The sequence below is a fragment of the Rhodovulum sp. P5 genome (assembly GCF_002079305.1).
Lineage (GTDB): Bacteria > Pseudomonadota > Alphaproteobacteria > Rhodobacterales > Rhodobacteraceae > Rhodovulum.
On record NZ_CP015039.1, the window covers coordinates 3,147,501 to 3,172,860 of the forward strand.

The 25,360-nt window shown below is 57.6% G+C and carries 19 protein-coding genes, 1 tRNA gene and 2 rRNA genes (1 of these 22 running past the window's edge); 13 read left to right on the forward strand and 9 right to left on the reverse strand.

What is annotated here, in order from left to right; translation table 11 throughout:
- The 3 genes from RGUI_RS15030 to RGUI_RS15040 form a co-directional block, all read left to right on the forward strand.
- A 23S ribosomal RNA gene (locus tag RGUI_RS15030) occupies positions 1-1,456 on the forward strand (it extends 1,402 nt beyond the left edge of the window).
- Positions 1,457-1,533: 77 nt separating this feature from the next.
- A 5S ribosomal RNA gene (rrf, locus tag RGUI_RS15035) occupies positions 1,534-1,648 on the forward strand.
- A gap of 106 nt (positions 1,649-1,754) precedes the next feature.
- A tRNA-Met gene (locus RGUI_RS15040) sits at positions 1,755-1,831 on the forward strand.
- On the opposite strand, the gene RGUI_RS15045 is transcribed toward RGUI_RS15040, so the two are convergent.
- From RGUI_RS15045 to RGUI_RS21490, 3 genes are all read right to left on the reverse strand, one after another.
- A complete protein-coding gene (locus RGUI_RS15045; protein WP_081533503.1) occupies positions 1,810-2,112 on the reverse strand; it encodes a hypothetical protein in 303 nt (100 codons plus the stop codon). The two genes, RGUI_RS15040 and RGUI_RS15045, sit on opposite strands and share 22 nt — an antisense overlap.
- Positions 2,113-2,203: 91 nt before the next feature.
- Entirely contained in the window at positions 2,204-3,850 is a 1,647-nt protein-coding gene (locus RGUI_RS15050) for an IS1634 family transposase (protein WP_081532493.1), read from the reverse strand.
- A gap of 135 nt (positions 3,851-3,985) precedes the next feature.
- Entirely contained in the window at positions 3,986-4,423 is a 438-nt protein-coding gene (locus RGUI_RS21490) for a hypothetical protein (RefSeq protein ID WP_156882982.1), read from the reverse strand.
- Here RGUI_RS21490 and RGUI_RS15060 point away from each other — a divergent pair.
- Positions 4,406-4,789: a hypothetical protein gene (locus tag RGUI_RS15060; RefSeq protein ID WP_156882983.1), complete on the forward strand. Its 384-nt coding sequence runs from the start codon at positions 4,406-4,408 to the stop codon at positions 4,787-4,789. The genes RGUI_RS21490 and RGUI_RS15060 overlap by 18 nt on opposite strands.
- Here the strand turns inward: RGUI_RS15060 and RGUI_RS15065 are convergent.
- From RGUI_RS15065 to RGUI_RS15085, 5 genes are read right to left on the reverse strand one after another with little or no spacing between them, the layout of a single operon-like run.
- On the reverse strand, positions 4,776-5,201 hold the full coding sequence (locus RGUI_RS15065; protein WP_081534448.1) for a hypothetical protein: 426 nt from the start codon (positions 5,199-5,201) through the stop codon (positions 4,776-4,778). The two genes, RGUI_RS15060 and RGUI_RS15065, sit on opposite strands and share 14 nt — an antisense overlap.
- Positions 5,198-6,742 carry a type IV secretory system conjugative DNA transfer family protein gene (locus RGUI_RS15070; protein WP_156882984.1) on the reverse strand — a complete coding sequence of 515 codons (1,545 nt, stop codon included), beginning with the start codon at positions 6,740-6,742 and terminating at the stop codon, positions 5,198-5,200. The genes RGUI_RS15065 and RGUI_RS15070 overlap by 4 nt, the downstream gene beginning before the upstream one ends.
- On the reverse strand, positions 6,739-7,782 hold the full coding sequence (locus RGUI_RS15075) for a vWA domain-containing protein (RefSeq protein WP_081534454.1): 1,044 nt from the start codon (positions 7,780-7,782) through the stop codon (positions 6,739-6,741). Before RGUI_RS15075 ends, RGUI_RS15070 begins: the two co-directional genes overlap by 4 nt.
- Positions 7,779-8,459, reverse strand: a complete 681-nt coding sequence (locus tag RGUI_RS15080) for a hypothetical protein (RefSeq protein WP_081534457.1) — start codon at positions 8,457-8,459, stop codon at positions 7,779-7,781. Before RGUI_RS15080 ends, RGUI_RS15075 begins: the two co-directional genes overlap by 4 nt.
- 15 nt (positions 8,460-8,474) lie before the next feature.
- Positions 8,475-9,056: a hypothetical protein gene (locus RGUI_RS15085; protein WP_156882985.1), complete on the reverse strand. Its 582-nt coding sequence runs from the start codon at positions 9,054-9,056 to the stop codon at positions 8,475-8,477.
- Positions 9,057-10,463: 1,407 nt separating this feature from the next.
- Between RGUI_RS15085 and RGUI_RS15090 the strand changes: the two genes are divergently transcribed.
- The 4 genes from RGUI_RS15090 (at position 10,464) to RGUI_RS15105 (ending at position 18,069) form a co-directional block, all read left to right on the forward strand.
- On the forward strand, positions 10,464-11,510 hold the full coding sequence (locus RGUI_RS15090; RefSeq protein ID WP_081534463.1) for a DNA cytosine methyltransferase: 1,047 nt from the start codon (positions 10,464-10,466) through the stop codon (positions 11,508-11,510).
- Positions 11,511-11,513: 3 nt separating this feature from the next.
- Positions 11,514-14,483: an ATP-binding protein gene (locus RGUI_RS15095; RefSeq protein WP_081534465.1), complete on the forward strand. Its 2,970-nt coding sequence runs from the start codon at positions 11,514-11,516 to the stop codon at positions 14,481-14,483.
- A complete protein-coding gene (locus RGUI_RS15100; RefSeq protein ID WP_081534468.1) occupies positions 14,470-16,131 on the forward strand; it encodes a response regulator receiver domain in 1,662 nt (553 codons plus the stop codon). The genes RGUI_RS15095 and RGUI_RS15100 overlap by 14 nt, the downstream gene beginning before the upstream one ends.
- Before the next feature lie 291 nt (positions 16,132-16,422).
- The gene (locus tag RGUI_RS15105) at positions 16,423-18,069 is read left to right on the forward strand and encodes an IS1634 family transposase (protein ID WP_081532493.1); all 1,647 of its coding nucleotides are present in this window, start codon (positions 16,423-16,425) and stop codon (positions 18,067-18,069) included.
- 461 nt (positions 18,070-18,530) lie between these two features.
- On the opposite strand, the gene RGUI_RS15110 is transcribed toward RGUI_RS15105, so the two are convergent.
- A complete protein-coding gene (locus RGUI_RS15110; protein ID WP_081534471.1) occupies positions 18,531-19,970 on the reverse strand; it encodes an ATP-binding protein in 1,440 nt (479 codons plus the stop codon).
- Between the two features lie 816 nt (positions 19,971-20,786).
- Here RGUI_RS15110 and RGUI_RS15115 point away from each other — a divergent pair.
- The 5 genes from RGUI_RS15115 (at position 20,787) to RGUI_RS15130 (ending at position 25,336) form a co-directional block, all read left to right on the forward strand.
- Positions 20,787-21,575: an ArdC family protein gene (locus RGUI_RS15115; protein WP_081534473.1), complete on the forward strand. Its 789-nt coding sequence runs from the start codon at positions 20,787-20,789 to the stop codon at positions 21,573-21,575.
- 140 nt (positions 21,576-21,715) lie between these two features.
- Complete coding sequence (locus RGUI_RS15120; protein WP_253798467.1) at positions 21,716-22,981, forward strand: site-specific integrase; 1,266 nt, start codon at positions 21,716-21,718, stop codon at positions 22,979-22,981.
- Positions 22,978-23,301: a hypothetical protein gene (locus RGUI_RS22210; RefSeq protein WP_253798470.1), complete on the forward strand. Its 324-nt coding sequence runs from the start codon at positions 22,978-22,980 to the stop codon at positions 23,299-23,301. The genes RGUI_RS15120 and RGUI_RS22210 overlap by 4 nt, the downstream gene beginning before the upstream one ends.
- An 86-nt stretch (positions 23,302-23,387) precedes the next feature.
- Complete coding sequence (locus RGUI_RS15125) at positions 23,388-24,341, forward strand: tyrosine-type recombinase/integrase (protein ID WP_253798481.1); 954 nt, start codon at positions 23,388-23,390, stop codon at positions 24,339-24,341.
- A complete protein-coding gene (locus RGUI_RS15130; RefSeq protein WP_253798483.1) occupies positions 24,338-25,336 on the forward strand; it encodes a site-specific integrase in 999 nt (332 codons plus the stop codon). The genes RGUI_RS15125 and RGUI_RS15130 overlap by 4 nt, the downstream gene beginning before the upstream one ends.
- Positions 25,337-25,360 lie beyond the last annotated feature (24 nt).

Sequence of the window (25,360 nt, forward strand, 5' to 3'; positions counted from 1 at the left end):
TCCCGCCGAAAGTCCAAGGGTTCCTGCTTAAAGCTAATCTGAGCAGGGTAAGCCGGCCCCTAAGGCGAGGCCGAAAGGCGTAGTCGATGGGAACCAGGTTAATATTCCTGGGCCAGGAGGATGTGACGGATTGTGGCGGCGTGCGTGCCTTATCGGATTGGCGCGTATCCAAGACAGTTCCAGGAAATAGCCCTCCGCCAGACCGTACCCTAAACCGACACAGGTGGACTGGTAGAGCATACCAAGGCGCTTGAGAGAACGATGTTGAAGGAACTCGGCAAAATACCTCCGTAAGTTCGCGAGAAGGAGGCCCGGCGTATGAGCGTCGGGGGCACAAACCAGGGGGTGGCGACTGTTTACTAAAAACACAGGGCTCTGCGAAGTCGCAAGACGACGTATAGGGTCTGACGCCTGCCCGGTGCCGGAAGGTTAAAAGGAGGAGTGCAAGCTCCGAATTGAAGCCCCGGTAAACGGCGGCCGTAACTATAACGGTCCTAAGGTAGCGAAATTCCTTGTCGGGTAAGTTCCGACCTGCACGAATGGCGTAACGACTTCCCCGCTGTCTCCAACATCGACTCAGCGAAATTGAATTGCCTGTCAAGATGCAGGCTTCCCGCGGTTAGACGGAAAGACCCCGTGCACCTTCACTACAGCTTCGCACTGGCATCAGGCACAACATGTGCAGGATAGGTGGTAGGCTTCGAAGCAGGGACGCCAGTCCCTGTGGAGCCATCCTTGAGATACCACCCTTGTTCTGCTTGATGTCTAACCGCGATCCGTTACCCGGATCCGGGACCCTGCGTGGCGGGTAGTTTGACTGGGGCGGTCGCCTCCCAAATCGTAACGGAGGCGCGCGAAGGTTGGCTCAGAGCGGTCGGAAATCGCTCGTTGAGTGCAATGGCAGAAGCCAGCCTGACTGCGAGACTGACAAGTCGAGCAGAGACGAAAGTCGGCCATAGTGATCCGGTGGTCCCGAGTGGAAGGGCCATCGCTCAACGGATAAAAGGTACGCCGGGGATAACAGGCTGATACTGCCCAAGAGTCCATATCGACGGCAGTGTTTGGCACCTCGATGTCGGCTCATCTCATCCTGGGGCTGGAGCAGGTCCCAAGGGTACGGCTGTTCGCCGTTTAAAGAGGTACGTGAGCTGGGTTTAGAACGTCGTGAGACAGTTCGGTCCCTATCTGCCGTGGGTGTAGGATACTTGAGAGGAGTTGCCCCTAGTACGAGAGGACCGGGGTGAACGATCCACTGGTGGACCTGTTGTGGCGCCAGCCGCAGTGCAGGGTAGCTATGATCGGACAGGATAACCGCTGAAGGCATCTAAGCGGGAAGCCCCCCTCAAAACAAGGTATCCCCGAGGGCCGTGGTAGACCACCACGTCGATAGGCCGGAGATGTAAGTGCAGCAATGCATTCAGTTGACCGGTACTAATGGCCCGATAGGCTTGATCCGATCCAGTAAAAGACAAACTCGGATCAAAAGCATACACACATGAAACTGTACTACTTGGATAACTGGATTTTCCTCGGTTTGGTGGTCATAGCGCGAGCAAAACACCCGGTCCCATTCCGAACCCGGAAGTTAAGTGCCGATGCGCCGATGGTACTGCGCCAATAGACGTGGGAGAGTAGGTCACCGCCAAACCTAGAAAAATCCAAAATAACTCTCAATACGAAAAAAATCAGGTCGCGCCAGAAGAGAAGACCCCAAAAACGCGCGGCACCGGCGAAAAGCCAATACAAAACCCTGTCGCGGGGTGGAGCAGCCCGGTAGCTCGTCAGGCTCATAACCTGAAGGTCGTAGGTTCAAATCCTACCCCCGCAACCAACGCGTCGCAGTAGCCAGTTGAATCCGGTGAGAGGCGTCCAAAGCGCCCTCCCGCAACCAACGATCGACCGGAAGTCGGGGTTTTGCTGTCCGGCTGCAAAGCGCAGGATCGCTCTCAGGTCGCCGGGCAGAACGATGAAGAGTTCGCCGTTCTGCGGCACGAGGCTGATTTCATCTAGTCGTGATCGAAGCACGTCGACGGCGGCGCCATCATCGTCCTCGGATTGCAGGTTCTCGCACAGATTCCCGATCCGATCCTGATACATTATGTCAATCGGCATCAGTTCAGACCCCTCAAGTTCACCAGTAAAACGCGTAAGTGATTGATATCGTTATGGCGAGATTGGCCAAAATGTAACTACGCGAGGGTGATCAGGCGGGTTTTGGCAGGTTCAGGGTGTCGAAGAGGTCCAGTTGTTCGGGGGTCGGGGTGGTGAGGCCGTCGAGCTTTCGGTCGGCGATCCGGGCTTCGTGGCGGTGGATGCGCGCGAGCATGTCGAGGGCGGTTCGTGGGCTGGCGTCATGTCCTTTTGCCTTCAGCCGCATGCGCATGACGCGGTAGAGGACGAGGGCGAGAAAGCAGATCAGCGCGTGGGCGCGGATGCGGTCGGGCAGCCGATGGTGGACGGGGGCGATCTCGATATCGGATTTCAGGACGCGGAAGCCGCGTTCGATATCGGCCAGCGACTTGTAGCGGGTCACGGTTGCGGTCGGCGTCAGGTCGGGGGCATTGGTCAGCAGGGCGAGCTTGCCGTCGAAGAGTTCGGCTCGGGCGACGGCGTCTTCGTCGATGCTGTAGCTGAACCGGTCGGCCTGCAGGTCTGCCTTGAGGAACCGGGTCAGTTCGGCCTCGGCCACGGCGCGCGTGAAGCGGCTATAGGCGCCGCGGTCGGAGGCGCGGCGGCCCCGCGCCGTCTGGCCGTCGTCTTGCGCATCGAGCTTGGCGACCATCTTTTCGGCCTGGGCTTCAAGTTCGGCGATGCGGGCGCGACGTCGTTCGGATTGGTCGGCGGCTCGAACGGGATCATGGGCGACGATCAGGCGATGGCCGGCAAAATTGCTTTCCGCCAGGCCGCCTTCGTCGAAGGCAAGGCCCCGAAAGGTCTCGACCAGATCGGCATAGCGACGGGCGGGGACGGCGAGGATGAACTCCAGCTTGCGGTCGTCCTGATCGGCCAGGGCGGTCAGTTCGTCGATGTTTTCAAGGCTGAGCAGGCCACGGTCGGCGACCAGGATGACACGCTGCACGGGAAACCGCTGCAACACCGTCTGCAGCATGCCCTGCAGGGTTTTCGTCTCCCCGACATTGCCGGGGTGGACCGTGTGCATGAGCGGCAGGCCGTCGGCGGTTTGCACGACGCCGAGCACGAATTGCCGGGCGATGCCACCGGTTTCCTTGTTCATGCCATAGGCGCGGAGGTCGTCGTCAACCTCTCCGTCGCCATGGATGCGCACCGTGGTCAGGTCGTAGAAGACCACGGCCAGGTCCCGATCGACCAGCGGACGGATTTGTCTGGCCAGTTCCATCTCGACCCGCTCGGCATGGTCCATCAGCGCATCCATGGCGCGGAGCAGATGTTGATGCGTGACGGTGTCCGGCATCGCCGGCATGGCGACCGTTTCCAGCCAGCGCAGGCAGCCCAGCTTGCTTGTGGGGTCGCACAACCGATTGAACACCATGGCGCGGACCAGCGCCTCCACGTCGACTTTCCGCTTGCCGGAACGCAGCGCACGGCCGAGGGCATGATCGAAACCAAGGTCCTTCCACAACTCGTGCAGGGCAAAGACGTCGCCATAGCTGCGCGCCGCCTCGTAGGTGATCTCGGCCTTCTCGGGCTCGACCCGACCCGCGGCGCGACTGAGCCCCCGGATCAGCGCATCGAGCTGGCCATCCTTCATCCCGTCCACGCGCCCCAGATTGGCCACGACGCGCAGCCGGGGCTTGCCCGCCTCGTTACGGAAGGACTCGACAATCTGCAGATAGCGACGCCCGCCGCTCTCGGTGATGCGCGTGAACATGGCATGCAGGATATCGCACGTTTGGGCGCATTCATAGGGTCTTAAACATCATAACGTGTAACTACACGACTTCGGCCGAACTGCCCACCTCGCGCGCCTTAAGCTATTGAAATCCCATACCTGCGCTGAACGCGCTCACGCAGATTCCCCCGGATTTTGTCGAAGTTCGGGGGCAAAGAGGTCGCGGACCGTGCGTTCGGAGCGCCCGCAGTTTCGGGCATGCGCCGCCGCGCCGAGACCGGCCATGAATGCGCCGAAAGCATCGATGAACTCTTGCTCGCTCAGCTTGGTGTTCCGGCAATACCGGTTCTTGGGGGTATAGGTTCTTGGCATTGCAGCCTCGCATCCGGCACGGGGTAATGTTCTTCCTGAGATACGCGGCAAAGCTTCCGGATGCGATCCGGTTTTGCGAGATTTTCCATACGAGGAGTCAGCGCTGACACCTGAACGTTGAAGCCCTTGCGGGCTGAAGGTCCAAAGAAAATGGAGCAGCCAGATGTCAAAGCCTCGCACTTCCAATGGGTTATCATGTCCCTGCTTTGGGAGGACGGCCCGATGAACGATGCGTTTCACCCGATCATCGTCGCCGCCGACTTCCAGCTTGTGCAAAAGCCCTTCTACATCGAGCGGGTCTGGAAGCCTGCCCGCGCAGCAAACAAAAATCTGCCCAGCAGCGTGGCATGGCTCAACGCGCTTGAACTTGTCTACAGCTATCACGGCAAGCTGCGCCATCTCGACGGCAGCGAATACGATGTCCCGGAAATCGATGCGATCTTTGTCGATGGCGAGAACCGTTGGATGCGCAACTTCCTTGAGGCGGATGCCACCGGCGCAGCGCCAAGACGCTTTTCCCGGCAGTTCGAACGCTTGCGCCTGATCGAGCTTTACTGCCGTCTGATCGAGCGCGGCGAGTGGTGGAACGGACCTATCCCCGCATGACCCACCTGAGAACGAGAACTGCCCCGACCCACAGCTCTGGCCGGGCTGCGCCCAGCCGGTAGGGGAATGCGGTTAGTGCCAGAGTGATGGTCAGCCCGCACAGGGCTTCGAGCCCGGAGCGGTTCGTTGCGGGCGGATCGACATGGATGTCGCCGCGGGCGAGTTGCGCGGACGCCCCGCCCGGCCAGGCATCGCGCATGGCTTCTAGCCGCCGCCAGTGCCGCGCTCGCAGCCGGGCAAAGAGGCTGAGCCCGAGCAGCAAGGCCGGGGCATAGCCCGCGACAACGCGGGCGAACCCCGCAAACGGTAGTGGCAGGAAGACCCCATAGGTCCCGGCGATCAGGGCAAGACACGCCCAGACGAGCCAGAGCAGTGCGGCGAAAGTGACGACAATCCCGAAGACCTGCCTCATCCGACCCTCAGATACATATCCAGCATCTCCCCCAGCCTTGCCCCCGCCCGCTCAAAATTCACCGGGGCAGGCAGTGCCCGGTGTTCATGATCGGGGTGGATATCGAAGAGCGGCATGCCCCGCGCATTGCGGTAACGCGCATCGAGGAAATATGCAGGGCGAAACGCCACCACCGGATGCGCCGCCGCCAGCTTGATGAACTGCGTTGCCGGATGCAGCGCCATCAACTCTTCGGGCCGGATCAAGGGCCGGGCATGAACGGCATCGCCCGCGCCCCGATAGTCAGGATCACCAAGCAGCGAGGCGCGGATTTCGGCGCTCTCATAGGTCAGGCGTTCGACCGTGGTCTGCCCGCTGAGTTCGGAGAGATAGCGGGCGGTGAAGGAATCGTTCGTGCCGAAGCACTGCACGCTGGCGGCGTTGGCGATGAAGGTTTGCCAGCGTTCGCCATAGAGATCGCGAAGCTGCGAGAAATCCTGCACCACGGCCAGCATTTGAAGGCCGAGCCCGGCCATCAGGCCAAAGCTCCGCTCGACAATCCCCAGCCGCTCTAACGCGGCCATTTCTTCCAGCAGAAACAAAACCGGCGGTTCCGGTCGCTCCGGCAGGTTGGCGATTGCATGGATCAAAAGAGCGATCAGAAGGCGCAGCCAGCGCCGGGCGCTGTGCAGCCGCCGGACGGGCAACACGATGTAGAGCGTCGTGTTTCTGCCAAGGTCCTGAAGATTGAAATCCGAGGCGGACAGGGAAGCCGACAGCTTTGCGCTTTCCAGAAAATGCGTGTTGCGCTGCGCAGTCGAGATCACGCCGCTGCGTTCCTTCTCCGCCTTGTTCATCATCCGCGCCGCCGCCGAGCGGACAAGCTCATAGGGGCTGGCTTGCATTTCTTCGAGCAAGGCGTCGAAGCCTTCGCGGTCGCGGTTGAGATCGGCGCGCAGATCGTGCAGCGTTCCGCCGGTCTGCACCTGAAACAACGAAAGACCGGCAATCAGCGTGGCTGCTTCGTCGGTCCAGAACGCCTCGCCTCCACGCTCGCCAATCGTCATCGCATCGGACAGCAGCATGGCTTCATCGAAGGCTTCATCGCCATCGAGATCGATGCTGCGAACCGGGTTCAGGCGCACAGGATCGACTCCAAGGCGCGAACTGACTGCATCATAAGGATCGATCATGACGACATTCTGCCCAAGGACATCCTGGCGATAGCGCGCCGTGATGAGCGCCAGCTCCCCGCCTTTGACATCCAGAACAACAGCAGAGCCGGGGTGATCGAGCAACCGGGGAACTGCCCCAGACACGGCCTTGCCGCCGCGTGTTGGCGCGACGATCATTTCATGGCGGGCGCCGCCATAGGTGATTGGAGTATTTGTGCCCCCGCGGGTTTCTGCGGGGAGCCAGCCCAGCAAATGATGGCCAAGGGGACCGTAGCCGCGGGCAAGAAGATGGGCGCTATCCGCCCATCTTCCCGCGCCATGCAGATCGGGATCGAAAACCCAATCGCGCGGCGGCTCCCGGCGTTGCCCCTGCATGGCACCTTTCACGGTTGATCTTCGGGACAAGGGGTGAGTTCCAGCACGGTCTGTTCCGCATAGACCTCGCTCACCACATTGAAATACCGCTCCAGATTGGGCACAGCCCCGCCGGTATCGGCAAAGAAGCTGTCCGCAAGACCCTTGAGCCAGCGGTCATCGCTTTTGCCCATGTAGTAGACGAAGGTGAAGACCCCGCGTTTTGCCAGCAGGGTCGCGGCCTCGCTATCGGCATCGAGATTGGCCCGCCCGTCCGTCAGCAGGATAACGGCCTTCTGATGATCGATACGGGCCGGATCGTTTAACCAGTCATAGGCATCGCGCAGCGGCCCGAAGATGTTCGTACTGCCCGCCGCAACCCAGCTTTCGATATCGAAGTTGTCCGGCTCGCAGGTTTGATCGCCGTCCGTCTGGTGCGAGAGAGACCAGTCCTTGGCAAAACTGCCGACCGAGCAATTCGCGCTGTCCGGCAAGGCATCGATGAATGCCCTGGCCGCACTTTTGATCCTGTCCATCTCGCTGGAAACAGAACCCGAGCGGTCCACCAGAACGGCAAAGGACATCGGCAGGATATCGGGTTCCACGACGATGCGTTTCGATGTGAAACACAAGCGCTGCCCGGCGGTCGTATAGGCGGCGAGCGATCCTTGCGGCGGAACGGTGATGTGCCCCTCATGGTCCTTAAAGAGACCGGCCACCACCAAGCCTTGCGGGGTTTCCTGAACGGCGGTGATTTCTGCGCTGCCGCCCGACCATGCGACGACAAGATCGTGCTCGACATCGATATCGTAGCCGCGCGTGATCGAAAGCCCGACGCCATCGACCATGCCGATGCTCTCCACCATTTCGATTACCCGTTCGTTTGGAACGAAGCGGGGATCGGTGCGCACCCGCAAGCTGACGTTCTGTTCGAAGGCATAAAGGCGGGCAAGATCGATGTCCGCGGTCATGGTGGGGTCGATGCGCGCGATGATCCGAAACGTCTCGCCTTGTGCCGCAATGGCCGACGCGACCAAGGCGCTAGCGCAAAGAAGAGAGGCAATCCGTTTCATCTCTCATGCCCCCCGAGGATATGGCCGAGGGCTGCGCGCGTGCGCGCCGCATCCATCAGGTCGAAATCCACCGCGCCCGCACGGGCACGTTCGATCAGCCCGGCATCGGTGAAATAGTCGAGATAGACTTCGTCCTGATCGGCATGGACATTGACCATCCGCACGACGCTTGCCTGTCCGGCAAGGTCGGCAAGCGCCAGCCCCGCCGGGGCGGATTGCGGCAGCGAGATTGTCGTCTCCCCGCTGTCGCAGGGAAATCCCGCATGGATCATCGGGCCAATACCGACAAGCTGGATATCGTCTGGCATCGTGATGCGCGCCGTCAGGCGAACCTGATCCCAGGCCAGAACCAGATCGGAGCAGGTATCGCGAAACTCGATCAACTCCAGCACGTGCTGTCCCTGATCGAAAAGCTGTTGCGGCGTGCCCGACCAACTGACTTCGGTCGGGTTGGCCGTCAGCAGCAAATGGATTTGCGTGTCCTTGGTCGCCCGGCGGCGGCGAAGCTGCGCCAACTCGCCAAAGGTAAAGCTGATCGTTTCTATGGCCGCTTCGCGGTCTGTGACGACACCGCCGTTTTCAATGACAAGGAAAATGGCGGATTTGGTTTGAGCGGCGGCGATTGCTCCGGCGCTGACGCTGAGCAAAAAGGCTGCCGTGCCAATCATGCGTTTCATGGCTTTAGTCCTTCTTCAAAGGGAAGTTTTAAGGGAGTGGACAGCCCGCACCGTCATGAAGGCGAGAACCGTATTGACGATGGCAACGACCCCGGCGACGAACACGCCGAGGCCCTGATTATTTGCGAGAAACGCCATCAGGGGATTTGCCTGAACCGTGGCAAACGGCCCGCCCACACTTTCGCGGGCGATCAGCGTGTAAAGGTTCACCGTCTCAAGCGAGAAGACGAGCGCATAGAGCGCGAGGCCGATAACTGCATAAGCCCGGTTGGTTGGTTTGATGAACCAGCTTTGCGGATCATCGAATATCCGCTCGCTCAGAATATGCGACCAGATGCCAATCGGCACGGCGATACTGAAGATCGCCAGCAGGAACGACAGCAGATGCGAAACCGTCATTTCGTCATCGACAGCGCAAAACAATGCGCCGACCGCAGGCAGGTCGCACAGATACACATCCGACATCATGCCCATGGTTTCGGAGTAGGCTCCGAACAGCATGATGAGCATCGAGAATTCCAGTGTCCCGGCAAAAGCCAAAACGAGGATGGCCCCCCAATCGAAGTCGGGATTTGGCAGACGCGGCGGACGCGTCATGATCTTTTGGGAACGGGTCGAAGGCATGCTTTCATATCCTCTTCGTCCAGTGCTGCATGTGCGATGGCCGGGAGGTCGAGCGGACTCACTTCACCGCCATCGACAATCAGCCTGCCGGGGATTTGCCGGGTGCTCTTGCAAGGGCTGGAAACGCGACAGCCAACGCTTGCAATCCGGTGGACATCTTCCAGATACGATCAGCCGTCCCGCACCCAATCGAAAGGCGGGTTGCTCCTGCAACCCTTGCCCTTCGGCGAGAACGGGTGTGCAAGCGGAAAAGGAAATTCTGCGGCGGGCGCAGGGCGCGGCTTGTCCGCGCCCGAGCCTCGGGAGACCGCTGAATTTGCTTTGCAGCGCGCCGAGGGCGGAGCCCTAAGCAAATAGGCAAAGGTGCCAGGGCATGCCAGCATGGCGTGGTCTGGCTCAAACAATGCTGTCAGGGATTTTCCGGACACGCATCGGAAGCACGCAGCCTTGTGGTGCGGTGCGAAAAATTCGGCCCTTACGCCGAACGCAAGCTGTTTAATGTATTACACATTAACACCTTGGCAGGGGAGACGCTGCGCTCTCCCCGTGCACCCCTCACGCCTTGGCTCTTGGAAGGTATCGAACCCTCCAGAGCCAACAGACCGTATCGCCGGTCAACCACTCGCAAGGGAGCCTTCGGCGCTCCCCTGCACCCCATCGATCCTTTCAGGAAGACCACGGGGCTATCGTGCCCCTTGGAACCCACTCGCAGGGCTTGGAGATATGTCTTCTCCACCTGCACCGAACCATGCACGAACGTCTGGCCGTCCGATCACCAGTCAGGGGAGCATTCTGCGCTACCCCCGACACCCCCATCGACTTGAGGGCGTTCCTACCCCCAAGACCCCCGACCATTTCATGGAGACCAACCCTGCGCGGATTGGATGCTGTCATCTTGCCGAAGACGAACCCTCTCAGCGGTCTATCGCTACCCCCAAACCCAGCTCGTCCGGCTTGGAGCATTCCCTCTCCACCGACACCGAACAATGCACAACCGGGCGCCCGATTGACCCGCGCCACACCGTGGGAACCACACGACGTAGGCGGTTTCACAGGGTAGCCCCTCTCTCATGGCCTAAGCTATCCGAGCCGCTGCGGCGGCGTTGTCGCCACGTCAAGTGCAGTCAGCGCTGTCTCAGTGCCGACTTGTGCCGTCTTCCTCATGGCTATACTATATTTGGTAAAGGCGCAGAATCTCCTGATGGCTGGTCGACGTTACGTTTCTGCTCGCACGATCTGAGGGTTAGAGTTGCTACTATACGCTTATTTCGTTCGCGATGCAGCTTTCACGTTTCACTCATCCAAATCAAATTCTCCCTCATTAAGCATTGATAGGGCGCTAAAATATTGGCATAATGTCACGAAACGAAACGGAATTTAATGAGCATCGACGTTTTCGATTTTTTCTCGGGATGTGGTGGTACTAGCAAGGGCTTTGAGCTTGCTGGATTACGTCCGGTTTTTGCATTGGACTTTGACGAGGCTTCGTCGGAGACGTTCCGGTGCAATTTTCCCGATGTCGAGTTCTACCTTTCAGACATCACTCAATTCGACTCGCGCATCCTTCGTGACCTTATTGACCGCAAGAATCTTACGCTGTTCTGTGGTTGCGCTCCCTGTCAGCCGTTTACTAGACAAAATACACGCAAACCTGAAAGTCAAGTTGATCCGCGAAGATCGCTTCTAACCTATTTTGGCGCACTTGTCGCAAGATACTTGCCCGACTACGTTTTTGTTGAAAACGTTCCAGGCATGCAGCGAATCAAAGGAAATAGCACTCTCAACCGCTTTTCAAGTAATCTAGACAAACTCGGATATAGTTCGAGGATCGGTATTGTAGAGTCGCAGGGATATGGGGTGCCGCAACGCCGCCGTCGCTTGGTCTTGCTCGCCACAAGGCATGGATCAATCAGCTTCCCACGCGAGACGCACGGCTCTGAGTTAGAAAAGCCATATGCGACAGTTCGCGACTGGATATCAGATTTTCCGCCCATCGCTGCAGGCGAAACCCATCCTGATATACCCAACCATCAGGCAGCAAACCTGTCGGAAATAAATCTGAAGCGAATAATGGCAACACCTCCAGAAGGTTCTAGGTCTGACTGGCCTGAAGAATTGCATCTGGATTGTCACAAATCAGGTTACTCGGGCCATACTGATGTGTACGGTCGTATGAGGTGGGACGGACCGGCAACCGGATTGACGACACGCTGTATCAGCTTGTCGAATGGTCGGTTTGGACATCCGGAGCAGAATCGAGCGATAAGCATTAGGGAAGCGGCCTCATTGCAGACATTCCCTACCGATTTTAGATTCTTCGGCTCTTTAGGTTCCCAGGCCAAACAAATCGGTAATGCGGTTCCAGTCCTGTTGGCCAAAACGTTCGGTGCGCAAATTGCCGACCATGCTGCAGAGCGTGCGGGATAGAGAATGGCGAAGTTCCAAACCAGAGCACGAACAGTTGACATGCTCGGACGCCAGCAAATCGCGAACGTCTCCACTGCTATCAGCGAATTATTCAAGAATGCTCATGATGCTTACGCCGATAACGCTGAAGTTGACTACTTTCGGTCCGACAACCTACTTGTAATCCGCGATAACGGCGTGGGAATGACAGCGGAAGAATTCGAGAACCGCTGGCTCGTCCTTGGGACCGAGAGCAAATATGCTCCCCAAGGCTCCAAGGCCCATGCGTATCGTCCTTCCGAAAAGCAAGAACGTGCAATCATGGGCGAGAAAGGCATTGGCCGCCTCGCAATAGCACTCCTGGGCCGACAGGTTCTCATTCTTACACGTGCTGTAAGAGAGGGGATTCAGCACGACCTTGTGATGTGTTTTATACACTGGGAACTGTTTGAGATATCTGGCGTCAATCTTGAAGAGATAGAGATACCAACAAAAACCATCTCCGGTGGGCGCCTTCCGACCTCCGCTGATGTTGATGAATTAATTGAACAAGTCAGAAAGAATGTCTTGGCACTTTCCAGTAAGGGCGAAAAAAAACAGATTGATCGAATCAAGAGAGATATCTCCGACTTCCAAGTGGACCCAAGCGATATGGATCAGTTTCTCGGCGGTCTAAGCCTCGACGAAAACAGGTCTGGAACACACTTTTATGTTGCGCCCGCAGATGAAGGGATAGCTCTTGAAGTCGAACGTGAACGGCAACAGGGCACGAAAGATTTTACAAAATTCCTGCTTGGATTCTCGAATGATGTATTCCGGGAAGTACCACCGCCACCAATTCTAACAGCCTTCCGCTATTGGCCAACGGATAGCTACTATGACGATCTCATCGGACCTGGCGAGTTCTTCACACATGACGATCTCAACACTGCTGATCACAGGATCAGCGGGAGATTCGACGAGTTCGGTCAGTTTCAGGGCGATGTTCGTATTTACGATGAGGAAATAAACAGCCACGTAATTCCTTGGTCATCGGGGCAAGGACAGCAGACTAGATGTGGCCCGTTCGAGGTGGAATTCGGCTATGTCATGGGCAAGCAAAGCGAAACAAAGTTACCTCCAGACGAGTGGAGGCGTCTGACCTCGAAGCTGGACCGGATTGGCGGCGTATATGTGTACCGTGATAGGATACGGATACTTCCTTACGGCAACTCGGATGTGGACTGGCTGAACATTGAAGAAAGGCGCACAAGGGGTGCGTCCTATTATTTCTTTTCTCACCGCCGGATTTTCGGAGCTGTCAAGCTGACAAGAGAAGAAAACGGTCTCCTTCATGAAAAAGCCGGTCGCGAAGGCTTCCAGCAAGACAAAGCCTACAGGCAGCTCAAAGATATTCTTGAGAATCTATTCCTGCAGTTGGCCGCTGACTTTTTCAGAGAAAGTGGGGGGTTATCTGAGTACTACAGTGATCAGCGCTCAGAGCTTGAGCGGTTGGAGCTTGCTCGCAGACGCCGAGAGAAGCAGGTTTCGACAAAAAGAAAGAATATTTCGGTAGATCTCGAAGGTTTCTTCGATCGGGTGAATGCGGGACTTCCACAAACCGAGCTGTCCAATCTTCGCGATATGATCAACCAGCGTATGGATGCGGCTTCGAGGATGAAAGACCCAGACACAGCTTCAAGTGCTTTGCTGGATGCGGAGAGAGAAGCGAACCGGAGGCTTTCCGAGATTCGTGAAAGCTACCGACTGAGCAAGCCACGTGGTGTGGGCCTCTCTAAAGCTCTACAGCGAGAGTGGAACGCATATTCATCTGAAGTCCAGCGACTTGACCACGAAGTGTTCGGTCCCTTCTCGAATGAGGTGTCTCAGACGCTCGGAGCCGTTGCAAAAGAGGCCAAGCTCTATGTCGATCAGCGCAAGCGGCTTGGCGCTCTTATCAAGCAGCAGGCCGAAAGCGGTAGAAAGCAGGTAACGCAAGAAGCTGGAGAGGTAAGAAACTCAGCGGAAGAAACACGTTCTTCGGCACTTAAGTTTGCGCGTGATGCGATCAGGAACATGCAAGAAACCATTTCCGGTGTTGAGGTAGATTTCAACCAGCGTGATCTCGTCGGGCTATCAGAGAGTGAGCTTGAACAGCTTCGCGACAGCTTCGAGGGTCGGATCGAAGCTGCTGGCCGCAAGAACAAGGAAACCTTGGCGAAGATACGCGATATGCTGACGGCGATCTCCAGTAATATCGCGCATGGTGCGGATATTGCTGACACCGATATGGTTGAAGCAATGGACCAAGAACTCCAGGAACTGAGAGAGCAGGCAGATGCTGATGCAGACATGGTTCAACTGGGTCTCGCAGTCGCGATTATCAATCATGAGTTTGAGTCGGCCATCAAAGGCGTGAGACGGTCGCTTCGGGAACTGCGTCCATGGGCAAGCTCTAATGATGAGCTGGCGGGTCTTTATCAGGACATCCGAAACAATTTTGATCACTTGGATGGACACCTTAATCTTTTCACACCTCTTCAGAGACGTCTGTATCGCAAAGCTATTCCAATAAAGGGATCGGACATCAACCACTATTTAAGAACCCTGTTTGAGGTTCGGCTCAAACGACATAACATAAAAATGTCTGCAACTGATGACTTTCTCTCTGCGGAGATCACGGGCTTTCCATCCACGTTGTACCCTGTGTTCGTCAACATTATTGATAATGCTATATTCTGGCTACGCGACATTAAGGGTGAAAAGCTGATCAAGCTTGACGTAAATGACGAAGGGTTTTTAATTGGCAATAACGGACCTTCCATTGGTGAGCGTGATCGCACGGCAATATTTGAGCAGGGTTTTACCAGGAAGCCGGGCGGCAGAGGATTAGGGCTATTCATCTCGAAAAAGGCCCTGCAGAAGGAGGGGATGGATATCGAGGTTCAGCCAAGTTCTGCCAGCGATGGCGTTGTAATCATGATAAAGTGGCCGGAGAACGATGACGCTTCCTGATACCGTTGAGAGTTATTCGAAGTACGCAGCAGCAGAGTTTATTCAGACTGCCGTCTTTGTCGATGACCGGATTTATGAGAGGCAAGACAATACTACCGGTGATACCAAGAGTGTCGTCGCACCAAAGACCCGAAAGAAGGCGATCAAGAGTGTTGAGGCAGAAGACCCGATACAGGAGGCTGAGATCGGCGAGTCGGATAGCCTGCCGGATGCACGCGATATTGTAACGAGCTTCGCAAAGAAACAGATTGTTTGCTCCCTATATCAACCTAAGAAGACCGCTAAGTATTCACCTGAGTCGGACATTTTTCCACTCTGCAAAGCGGCTGATGTCGTTATTCTAGACTGGGACCTTTTTGGCGATGGAGGGGAACGTGCATCCGAGCTCGCTGAGGGTCTTGTGACCCAAGCCGTCAAGGACGTGCCCGAACAACTAAGGCTAATCCTCATATATACGCAAGAAGCGAATCTCTTCGACATTGCAAACAGACTTTATGAAAAAATAACCGGTAGTATCGGCGACAGCCTTGTGCCGCGACCCGAGGATGGGGGGCTAGCTTTCCATACCGAGAACAGTCGCGTCGTCGTTTTGGGGAAGCCTGGGCGGACCCGTACACAGGAGCAAGAGGCATTTGTCGTCGATGAGAGTGATCTCGCCGATGCTGCTATCAGCGAGTTTGCCAAGCTGGCTTCCGGTCTTCTCCATGCTGCAAGCTTGTTAGGCCTTTCGGAAATACGCAAGAATAGCCGGAAAATCCTCTCCAAGTTTCATCACGATCTGGATGCCGGCTTTCTCACTCATCTATCTTTGTCGCTTCCTGAAGAGGATGCCTCCTCGCACGTAATTCCACTTCTCGTTTCGGAAATCGAATCTGTTCTTGAGGATGCTCTTGCGCGCCCACTAGTTCCCAAGGGGCTTCTGGCGGACTGGTGCAATAATGTCTGGATTCCAGGAGAGCATCTGGGAAACATATTCAAAAAAGACGGCGTCGATTACAGGAAGGTAGCAAAACTTCTTTGTACCGAAGGGTTTAAAGCCGCGCGCGCCGAAGAGGATGCGACCCCGAACCCCGATGCGGAAAAGAAAAAGAACAAAAACACCAGAAAGGCTGCCCAAATATTTTTGCCCTCGGCGGATTCGAGCGCGAACCAGCGCTTTTCGCATTTAATGTCAAGCCGTACATTTTATGGGAATAAGGACAAGACGCTGAAACTTGGGAGCGTCGTTCATCAAAAGGATGATGACACTTACTTACTCTGTATTCAACCAGTCTGTGATAGCGTTCGGTTGAAAAGTGATCGTGTCTTTGTATTTGTCCAAATGGAGAAAGGTGGCGAGGGTGATGGTGACGATGCATCTCACATAGTCATTCTCTCGGATGATTCCGTTCGGGAACTGGTCTATAAGCCCAAGTCCTATCTTTGCTTCACAACTACATTCTCGCCCGACTTAGCGACGCAAGAGGTGGTGGCAAAGCCAGATGATCAAGGAGCGTTATTCTTCGAAAACACGGATGGTAAGAGATTTTATTGGGCCGACCAGCTTCGGGCTTCCCACGCTCAGAGGGCTGTCGAACGTTTTGCAAGTGATCTGTCGCGCGTGGGCCTTACAGAAGCAGAGTGGTTAAGGCGCCTCGCCAAGGACTAGGTGTGTGTTCTACCTATCTATGACCACATCTTAATACTTGGTGCGACAACGCCGTCGCAAAATACCTGAAAGCTTAGGACGTTCTTGTGACCTTCATATTCGGTTTCCTCGGCGTGTTTCACCGAACTTCGACAAAATCCGGGGGAATCTGCGTGAGCGCGTTCAGCGCAGGTATGGGATTTCAATAGCTTAAGGCGCGCGAGGTGGGCAGTTCGGCCGAAGTCGTGTAGTTACACGTTATGATGTTTAAGACCCTATGAATGCGCCCAAACGTGCGATATCCTGCATGCCATGTTCACGCGCATCACCGAGAGCGGCGGGCGTCGCTATCTGCAGATTGTCGAGTCCTTCCGTAACGAGGCGGGCAAGCCCCGGCTGCGCGTCGTGGCCAATCTGGGGCGCGTGGACGGGATGAAGGATGGCCAGCTCGATGCGCTGATCCGGGGGCTCAGTCGCGCCGCGGGTCGGGTCGAGCCCGAGAAGGCCGAGATCACCTACGAGGCGGCGCGCAGCTATGGCGACGTCTTTGCCCTGCACGAGTTGTGGAAGGACCTTGGTTTCGATCATGCCCTCGGCCGTGCGCTGCGTTCCGGCAAGCGGAAAGTCGACGTGGAGGCGCTGGTCCGCGCCATGGTGTTCAATCGGTTGTGCGACCCCACAAGCAAGCTGGGCTGCCTGCGCTGGCTGGAAACGGTCGCGATGCCCGCGATGCCGGACACCGTCACGCATCAACATCTGCTCCGCGCCATGGATGCGCTGATGGACCATGCCGAGCGGGTCGAGATGGAACTGGCCAGACAAATCCGTCCGCTGGTCGATCGGGACCTGGCCGTGGTCTTCTACGACCTGACCACGGTGCGCATCCATGGCGACGGAGAGGTTGACGACGACCTCCGCGCCTATGGCATGAACAAGGAAACCGGTGGCATCGCCCGGCAATTCGTGCTCGGCGTCGTGCAAACCGCCGACGGCCTGCCGCTCATGCACACGGTCCACCCCGGCAATGTCGGGGAGACGAAAACCCTGCAGGGCATGCTGCAGACGGTGTTGCAGCGGTTTCCCGTGCAGCGTGTCATCCTGGTCGCCGACCGTGGCCTGCTCAGCCTTGAAAACATCGACGAACTGACCGCCCTGGCCGATCAGGACGACCGCAAGCTGGAGTTCATCCTCGCCGTCCCCGCCCGTCGCTATGCCGATCTGGTCGAGACCTTTCGGGGCCTTGCCTTCGACGAAGGCGGCCTGGCGGAAAGCAATTTTGCCGGCCATCGCCTGATCGTCGCCCATGATCCCGTTCGAGCCGCCGACCAATCCGAACGACGTCGCGCCCGCATCGCCGAACTTGAAGCCCAGGCCGAAAAGATGGTCGCCAAGCTCGATGCGCAAGACGACGGCCAGACGGCGCGGGGCCGCCGCGCCTCCGACCGCGGCGCCTATAGCCGCTTCACGCGCGCCGTGGCCGAGGCCGAACTGACCCGGTTCCTCAAGGCAGACCTGCAGGCCGACCGGTTCAGCTACAGCATCGACGAAGACGCCGTCGCCCGAGCCGAACTCTTCGACGGCAAGCTCGCCCTGCTGACCAATGCCCCCGACCTGACGCCGACCGCAACCGTGACCCGCTACAAGTCGCTGGCCGATATCGAACGCGGCTTCCGCGTCCTGAAATCCGATATCGAGATCGCCCCCGTCCACCATCGGCTGCCCGACCGCATCCGCGCCCACGCGCTGATCTGCTTTCTCGCCCTCGTCCTCTACCGCGTCATGCGCATGCGGCTGAAGGCAAAAGGACATGACGCCAGCCCACGAACCGCCCTCGACATGCTCGCGCGCATCCACCGCCACGAAGCCCGGATCGCCGACCGAAAGCTCGACGGCCTCACCACCCCGACCCCCGAACAACTGGACCTCTTCGACACCCTGAACCTGCCAAAACCCGCCTGATCACCCTCGCGTAGTTACATTTTGGCCAATCTCGCCATAACGATATCAATCACTTACGCGTTTTACTGGTGAACTTGAGGTTTCAGGCCCTGGGGGATGACCAGATGGACACCGAACGACCCCATTTCCGCGATTTGACCTGCCCCTTTTTTTAGGGCTACTCGTAAATCGAGTCTGTTTTCCTTTGCAGTTGCCCCAAATCAATGGATTTACTAAGCTTTCTGAAATTTCAGAGGCGCGCCAGCACTATGGACAATGCTTACATATTCTACACAAAGCTTCTGACGCAATCAATCCTACCGCGCCTACACCGCAAGTGATCGAGCAGGAATTCGAGGCTCTGGGGGCGTGGTTGAATTCAGTCATGGAGAGCCAAAAATTGATAAAGCTAAAGTAATTAGATGCGGCGAAAGTCTGGACGCATTGTCTTCGACTGTGCAAACGCGAGGAAAGGTTTCGGTTTAAGGCGCTCTTCCTTCTGCAACATTCTTTCCAACCTGATAACAGTGTAGTGCGCAGGGGAAATGACGGATGGTGGTCTGGTCTATCGTTGTTTCGCACGTCATCGTCTTGGTCGTTGCGCCGACCGGCAGGTTTGTGTCCTGGTGGCGTTTGGCCAGTTCAATCAAGCCCTTCAGTTCGCCGGGCTGGTCGCTCGCATAACGATCCGACCATTTGATTTCATAGGCCCAGGTTGGCTTTAGCCGGGCTGGATCGACGCGCACCAGATCGACTTCAAGCTCCTGACGCCCCTTCTTCCAGCGTGCATAATGGATGTTGTGCATCTCCTCTGAATGAAACCATTGACTGAATATCGCCGTCTCGGCCATCGCCCCCATGGGTTCGTCGCCGTCCTCGATCTGGGCGAACAATGCGGATCGCATCGATGGGTTGGTCAGATAGACCTTGAAGTGCCGCATGCGCTGAAAAGTCTTGCCGGTGTCATCGACGCGGCGCACGCGCACAATCAGGAACGCCGCTTCAAGATAGTCGAGATATTTGGTGATCGTGTTCTTGGCCACACCCGAGCTTTGCGCAAGTCCGTCAAGGCTGATTTCCTGTCCGGTATGGTAGGCGATGGTCGTGAACAGCCGGTTCAGTTCCTGAATGTCCTGAATACCGTACAGGCTGGGCAAGTCGCGCAGGAGCACCTTGTCGATGATGTCGCGTCCGAGGAAGCGTTGCACATCGGCCTGAATGCGCTCGTTCAGAACGGCTTCCGGATAACCGCCGAAATTCAGGTAGTGAATAAACTCCCCGTTAAGTTTTTCGATGTCGCGGGCGCTATACCGCAGCGTTGCGCCCCTGTTGCGAGAGATGATGAGCTTGTCTTCAAGCCCGCGGAACATCAGGAACTCTGCAAAGGTCAGGGGCGGCAGGAAAAAATCGGTAAACCGTCCCGCACCCGATTCCTGGCTTTTCAGGCGCAACGCCGCTGCGGCAGAGCCCGAGGCGATGAACCGCGTATTCGGATGGCGGTCGGTCAGCACCTTCAGATGGATTTCCCAATCCTTCAGATACTGGATTTCATCGAAGATGACGATCCTCTTGTCGTCGGGGGCATGCCCCGTTTCTTCCTCGAAGAGATCGATCAACCGTTCGAGCGGCATGCCGCTATAGAGCGGCGTGTCAATCGAAACGAACAGGATGTGTGAGCCCTCGAACCCGTCGCGCAGCGCCTGATCGATAAGCTGTTTCAGCATCACGGTCTTGCCGACGCGGCGCGGTCCCATCAGGATTGTCGTGCGTCTGACCGACCAGTCGAGTGCAAGCCCGGAAAACGGCCCAAAATACGCCCGTCTTCGTTCCTTGCCGAGGTGCGGCGGAGCGTGATCCGCACCCCACCACGGGTTGTCCCGTTTCAGGCTCTTGAGAACATCTGACTTTGAAATCTCTAACATGTTCCAATAGTATCAGGGTCGTGATCTTAATGCAACGGGGGGCTTTAAGTCTCTGATGTGGCATTGGTTTTGGTGTCACGTTAAGTCATGACAGCCCGAACTTTCGGGTGGCGAGCCACTAACGGAACGCACCAAAGCCATGTTTCGAACGACCGGGCAGACTGACTTCCCTTAGCCCGCCGAGCCAGACATCAGCGCCGTTTTGTTACGCCAACCATGGCGACAACCGCACGTTCAGTCATCGCTGAAACTATCGGGATCGATTGTTGGGGAGTCAATACATAACACCACAAAGTGGTGCGAACGCTATTTGTTGCGAATTTGCTATCTCGTACCGCTAGATGCAGGGGGGCGTCAATCTCCGATCTCGTGAAAGAGGCCAATTCCCAACGGGAGCGAGCTCCTGGCACCTGCGTCTGTGCCTCACAGGTCTTCATCATCGCGGCGCGGAATAAAGATAAGGGGGCGCACCCCTCACGGGGCCGGGTGCTCGTGAACCAAGCCCGCCGATAGCGGTCTTGGCCATCCGGCTTCGCCCCCTTGCGCGAGTGTCGGGCAGCGTTGCTGCCCTCCTGGCAGGGCACGAGACCTTTGGGTCTCGCGCGTTTTCCTTTCATTGAATTGGGGGTCGATGACCCCATCACCCGTCAAGACCAAGCCCTGCGCTGACGCTTCGGGCGAAAGGCATGGAGCCGTGGCTCGGCTTCGCCTGCGCCCGCACCACCTCCATGTCTTTCGGTCTGGACGGCCTCCCCCCTCTCTTCGCCAGAGGGGCAGTTCGGTTGCATGCGCAACCGAAGATAAGGAGAAAATCAAGTGAAAGCAGATGTTTATCAAAAAGTGACCGACAAGATCGTGGCCGATCTTGAAAAAGGCGAATTGACGTGGCTCAAGCCGTGGTCCGCAGGAAACATGGAGGGGCGGATCGTCAAACCCCTGCGGCACAACGGGCAGCCCTATAACGGAATCAATGTCCTCATGCTCTGGGGCGCGGCGATGGAGGGCGGGTTTCTCTCGCCTTTCTGGATGACCTTCCGGCAGGCCAAGGAGATGGGCGCGCATGTGCGCAAGGGCGAGCGCGGCAATCTGGTTGTCTATGCTAACACCATCACCAAGACCGAGGAACAGGACGACGGCAGCGAGGAAGAGCGCAGCATTCCCTTCATGAAGGGTTACACCGTCTTCAACGTCGAGCAGATCGAAGGCTTGCCCGAACACTACTACACCAAGCCCGAGCCCATCATCGATCCGGCGCAGCGCATCGACCACGCGGACATTTTCTTCACCAACATCCGCGCCGATATCCGCCATGGAGGGAACAGCGCACACTATAGCGGCGGCACCGATCATGTGCAGATGCCGGTTTTCGAGAGCTTCCGCAGCCCCGAAGCGTATTACGCGACCCTCGCGCACGAGTTGACCCACTGGACAAAACACAAGACCCGCCTTGACCGGGATTTCGGGCGCAAGCGCTGGGGTGATGAAGGCTACGCGCGCGAGGAACTGGTTGCCGAGCTTGGCGCGGCGTTCCTGTGTGCCGATCTGGCCTTAACCCCGGAGCCGGGAGAGGATCACGCGGCCTATATTCAAAGCTGGCTGCGCTAATGACGAGCTCGTCATTACCGTAATTATCGCGAGAACGGCATAATGCGGAGGAGAATTTCGTAGCCCGTTTGATTTCAATGTGTTGGATAGGGGTGCTGTCGCCCTTGCTGCGCATTATTTGAGACTGGAGGTTCCCTTGGTTGACCCAACAAACCAAGGAAAACCAAATGTCATCATCGAAACCTGAGGAGCTTTCGAAGCTTCGCGACACCCTGCACCGGCAGCGTTACAGCCTGACGGTCATTCACAATTATTGCCTCTATGCCGGTCAATTCCTCGCTTATCTGGAGGAGCACGCGATTGACCTGCGCGACGTCACCCCGGACTTTGTCGCCGAATACTTGCGCCACGCAGTCCGGCAGTTTCAACGGGACCGCGGGCGCGCACCAGGGTCCAGTTGGGCATCGATCCCGCGGTCGGGCATTCATGCCTTGCTGCGCTCCGCTTTGCCAGAATGGCCGCCAGCGCCGCCTGCCGCAAACGAAGCAGAGCGCGTCGCCCGCGAGACCTGCGACCAGTATGAGCAATGGCTAAGGGTCGAACGCGGCCTGGCAGAACCTTCGATCAAGGCGCTGATGTGGGAAGCGCGTCATTTTTGCAAATGGTTCGTCCAGCGGTACGAAAAAGTCGGTCTTGCCGATCTGAGCGTGCGCGACGTCGATGCTTACATGGATATCAGGGCGCCGGGATTGACTCGCAAATCGCTCAAGGACGTGGCCGAACGGTTGCGCGGCTTCCTGCGCCATCTACACCGGGGCAAGTTGCATCCGGATGACCTCTCGGGTCATGTGATTGCCCCGCTCCTCTACGCCTACGAGGGCATTCCGTCGATCCTGACTGCGGATCAGATCGCGGCGGTTCTTGAGCTTGCGGGGCAGGACAGTTCGCCCTTGGGATTACGTGACCACGCGATCCTGCAGCTTCTTGCCAATTACGGCCTTCGGTCCGGCGAGGTCGGCCGATTGCAGATCGAGGATATCAACTGGCGGGCCGATACCATTCGGGTACAGCGCTCCAAATCCAATGCCTCGGACGTGCTGCCCCTGATGGAACCCGTGGGGGAAGCGATCCTGCGTTACTTGCGGGACGGTCGTCCGGACACGAATGTGCGCACCATCTTCGTGCGGAGCCGTGCGCCTTATCAGGCGATGATGGCGGGCGGCCTCTATGGTGTGGTCAAACGGCGCCTCGCTAACGCCGGAATTGAGCTTGCTGGCAAGCGCGGACCGCATATCTTCCGTCACGCCCGTGCGGTCAGCATGCTGAGGGCATCCACCCCGCGCAAGATCATCGGCGATGTCCTTGGCCACCGATCCCCGGAATCGACAGCTCCCTATCTGAAGCTTGCCACCGAAGACCTGCGTGCAATTGCCATCAACCTTCCAGGTCGGGAGGTGAGACAATGAGGCGTTGGCCCGAGGATGGCGATGAGCTCATCGAGCACTACATCGCCCGGCTTCCATTGAACTATGCGATAACGCCAATTTACTATCGGCAAGCGCTGAACAGCTTCCGGCAGGTGGCGTTGCGGTTTGGCGCAACCGACCGGCAAGCATTTGAATACTGGTTGCGCGAGCGCGGCGAGGTCTGGGCCCGTTCAACGGTGAAGAACCGCGCCCGTATTGTTACCCGCTTCCTTGATGCCCTGGCGGATGAAGGAAGGATTGGGAGCAGTCCGATCTCCGACCTTCGCCGTGACTATAATGCCCACAGTGACACGGGGTAATACGGGCTTTGATGGCCCCTGATCCCAATCAGGCACTCGAGGCGTTGCGGCAACCTCGACCGTTCGAAAGTTCATTGGGAGAGCTGATGCGCAACCATGTCGAGCGGATGCAGCGCAGGGGCTACCGGTATGAGGCGGCCGACGTCATTTGCCGCAGGTTCGACCGCTTTCTGCAGCGAAGGCCCGATCTTGATGGCCAGCCGCTGGAGATCATGCTTGAGAACTACCGCAGGACAAAGACGACCGCGAACCATCCGGCCGAATGCGAGAAATTGGCCCGTATCCTGAACAAGGCACTGTGCCATGACGATCCATCACGTCCCAAACGGCAATCGGACAACCGGCCAGCGAAACAGGTCGCTCGCGGCTGGCGGCGCCCCTATATCTACAGCTCCGAGGAAATCCAGAAACTGCTTGCGATCGCCCGGACCTACCCGTCGCCGCGCGCACCCTCGCGTCCGATCAACCTATATACCATGCTGGTTCTGGCCTATTGCGCCGGATTGCGCATCGGCGAGATTGCAAGGCTGACGCTTGGCGACGTTGACATGCAGGCCGGAACCATCGCGGTCCGGGAGACGAAGTTCTTCAAGTCCCGCATTCTGCCGCTGTCGGACAGCGCGATGGATGCTCTGCGCGTGCTTCTCGAAGCGCGGGAGAAGGCCAAGGTCTCTCGCAGCCCCGAAGCTGGCTTGTTCTGGCACGATCAAAAGAACCGCTATTACTGTCGGGCAACTATCAGCGATCACCTTGTTGCCATTCTGCGCATGGCAGGCCTCAAACCGGTCACGGGCAAGACCGGGCCGCGCATCCATGACCTGCGCCATACCTTTGTCGTTCACCGGATCCTCGAATGGTACCGACAAGGCGTGAATCCGCAGGAAAAGCTGCCGTATCTTGCAACATATCTCGGCCACCGGGATATCAACTCCACGCTGGTCTACATCACGGTGACGCAGGAACTGTTGCATGAAGCGAGCGAGCGGTTCCGGGCCTTCGCCTCGCCTGGCAACGCTGATCCGGCGGAGGTGGCATCATGAAATCTGATCCGCTTCCCCAATTGCTGCGCATGTTCTTCACCGACTGGATGGTCCAGCAACGCAACGCCTCTGTGCATACCATCAAATCGTATCGGGACACCTGGCGGCTCATTCTGCGCTTTGTCGCGGCCCGGCGTCGCAAGCCGGTTGTTCGCCTAGCGCTGAGCGAATTGACCGCGGCGGAGGTCATCGCCTTCCTGCAACATCTTGAGGTCGAACGCGGTGACACAATCGGCACCCGGAACTGCCGCCTCGCTGCCCTGCGCAGCTTCTTCGGCTTTGTGGCAACGCGCGAACCGGAACTCATGGCGCAGTGCGCGGAGGTACTGAACGTGCCGACGAAAAAAGCACCGATCCGCGCGCCAGACTACCTCGAACCCGAAGAGGTGCAGGCGATCCTGGCTCAACCCGACCGCTCCACGTTGATCGGCCAGCGGGATCATGCCTTGCTGTCGGTTCTCTACAATACAGGCGCGCGCATCCAGGAAGCGCTCGACCTTTGTCCGCAAGCGATCAGGTTCGACGCACCAGCCTGCGTGCGCTTGTATGGCAAAGGCCGGAAAGAACGGATCAGCCCGCTTTGGCCGGAAACGGTCGCCTTGCTGAGGTCGTTGCTCGAGCGAATACCGAAGCCGGCCGATGAACCTCTCTTCGTGAACCGCCACGGCAAACCGCTGAGCGCCTCGGGCGTGCGGTTCAAGCTGGCGGACTATGTCAGGGCGGCTGAAAAGACCGCGCCGACGCTGGCGGCAAAACATGTGACGCCGCATAGCTTCCGGCACGCGACAGCCGTGCACCTGGTCGCCGCTGGCGTCGACGTCACGGTCATCCGCAGCTGGCTGGGTCATGTCAGCCTCGAAACCACCAACCACTATGCTCAGGCAAATCTGGAAACCAAACGGAAAGCACTGGAGCGTGTTGAAAGACCGAAAACCGATAGTCCACCCTCATGGCGACGCGACCAAAGCGTGCTCGACTGGTTGGATACGCTCTGACGCGCATCAAAATAATGCGGAGGT

What these genes read in the sequence shown, in the direction of transcription:
- RGUI_RS15045 (WP_081533503.1), bottom strand. Translation starts at nt 2,112, where the DNA reads ATGCCGATTGACATAATGTATCAGGATCGGATCGGGAATCTGTGCGAG.
- RGUI_RS15050 (WP_081532493.1), bottom strand. Translation starts at nt 3,850, where the DNA reads ATGTTCACGCGCATCACCGAGAGCGGCGGGCGTCGCTATCTGCAGATT.
- RGUI_RS15060 (WP_156882983.1), top strand. Translation starts at nt 4,406, where the DNA reads ATGAACGATGCGTTTCACCCGATCATCGTCGCCGCCGACTTCCAGCTT.
- RGUI_RS15065 (WP_081534448.1), bottom strand. Translation starts at nt 5,201, where the DNA reads ATGAGGCAGGTCTTCGGGATTGTCGTCACTTTCGCCGCACTGCTCTGG.
- RGUI_RS15075 (WP_081534454.1), bottom strand. Translation starts at nt 7,782, where the DNA reads ATGAAACGGATTGCCTCTCTTCTTTGCGCTAGCGCCTTGGTCGCGTCG.
- RGUI_RS15080 (WP_081534457.1), bottom strand. Translation starts at nt 8,459, where the DNA reads ATGAAACGCATGATTGGCACGGCAGCCTTTTTGCTCAGCGTCAGCGCC.
- RGUI_RS15085 (WP_156882985.1), bottom strand. Translation starts at nt 9,056, where the DNA reads ATGACGCGTCCGCCGCGTCTGCCAAATCCCGACTTCGATTGGGGGGCC.
- RGUI_RS15090 (WP_081534463.1), top strand. Translation starts at nt 10,464, where the DNA reads ATGAGCATCGACGTTTTCGATTTTTTCTCGGGATGTGGTGGTACTAGC.
- RGUI_RS15095 (WP_081534465.1), top strand. Translation starts at nt 11,514, where the DNA reads ATGGCGAAGTTCCAAACCAGAGCACGAACAGTTGACATGCTCGGACGC.
- RGUI_RS15100 (WP_081534468.1), top strand. Translation starts at nt 14,470, where the DNA reads ATGACGCTTCCTGATACCGTTGAGAGTTATTCGAAGTACGCAGCAGCA.
- RGUI_RS15105 (WP_081532493.1), top strand. Translation starts at nt 16,423, where the DNA reads ATGTTCACGCGCATCACCGAGAGCGGCGGGCGTCGCTATCTGCAGATT.
- RGUI_RS15110 (WP_081534471.1), bottom strand. Translation starts at nt 19,970, where the DNA reads ATGTTAGAGATTTCAAAGTCAGATGTTCTCAAGAGCCTGAAACGGGAC.
- RGUI_RS22210 (WP_253798470.1), top strand. Translation starts at nt 22,978, where the DNA reads ATGAGGCGTTGGCCCGAGGATGGCGATGAGCTCATCGAGCACTACATC.
- RGUI_RS15125 (WP_253798481.1), top strand. Translation starts at nt 23,388, where the DNA reads ATGCGCAACCATGTCGAGCGGATGCAGCGCAGGGGCTACCGGTATGAG.
- RGUI_RS15130 (WP_253798483.1), top strand. Translation starts at nt 24,338, where the DNA reads ATGAAATCTGATCCGCTTCCCCAATTGCTGCGCATGTTCTTCACCGAC.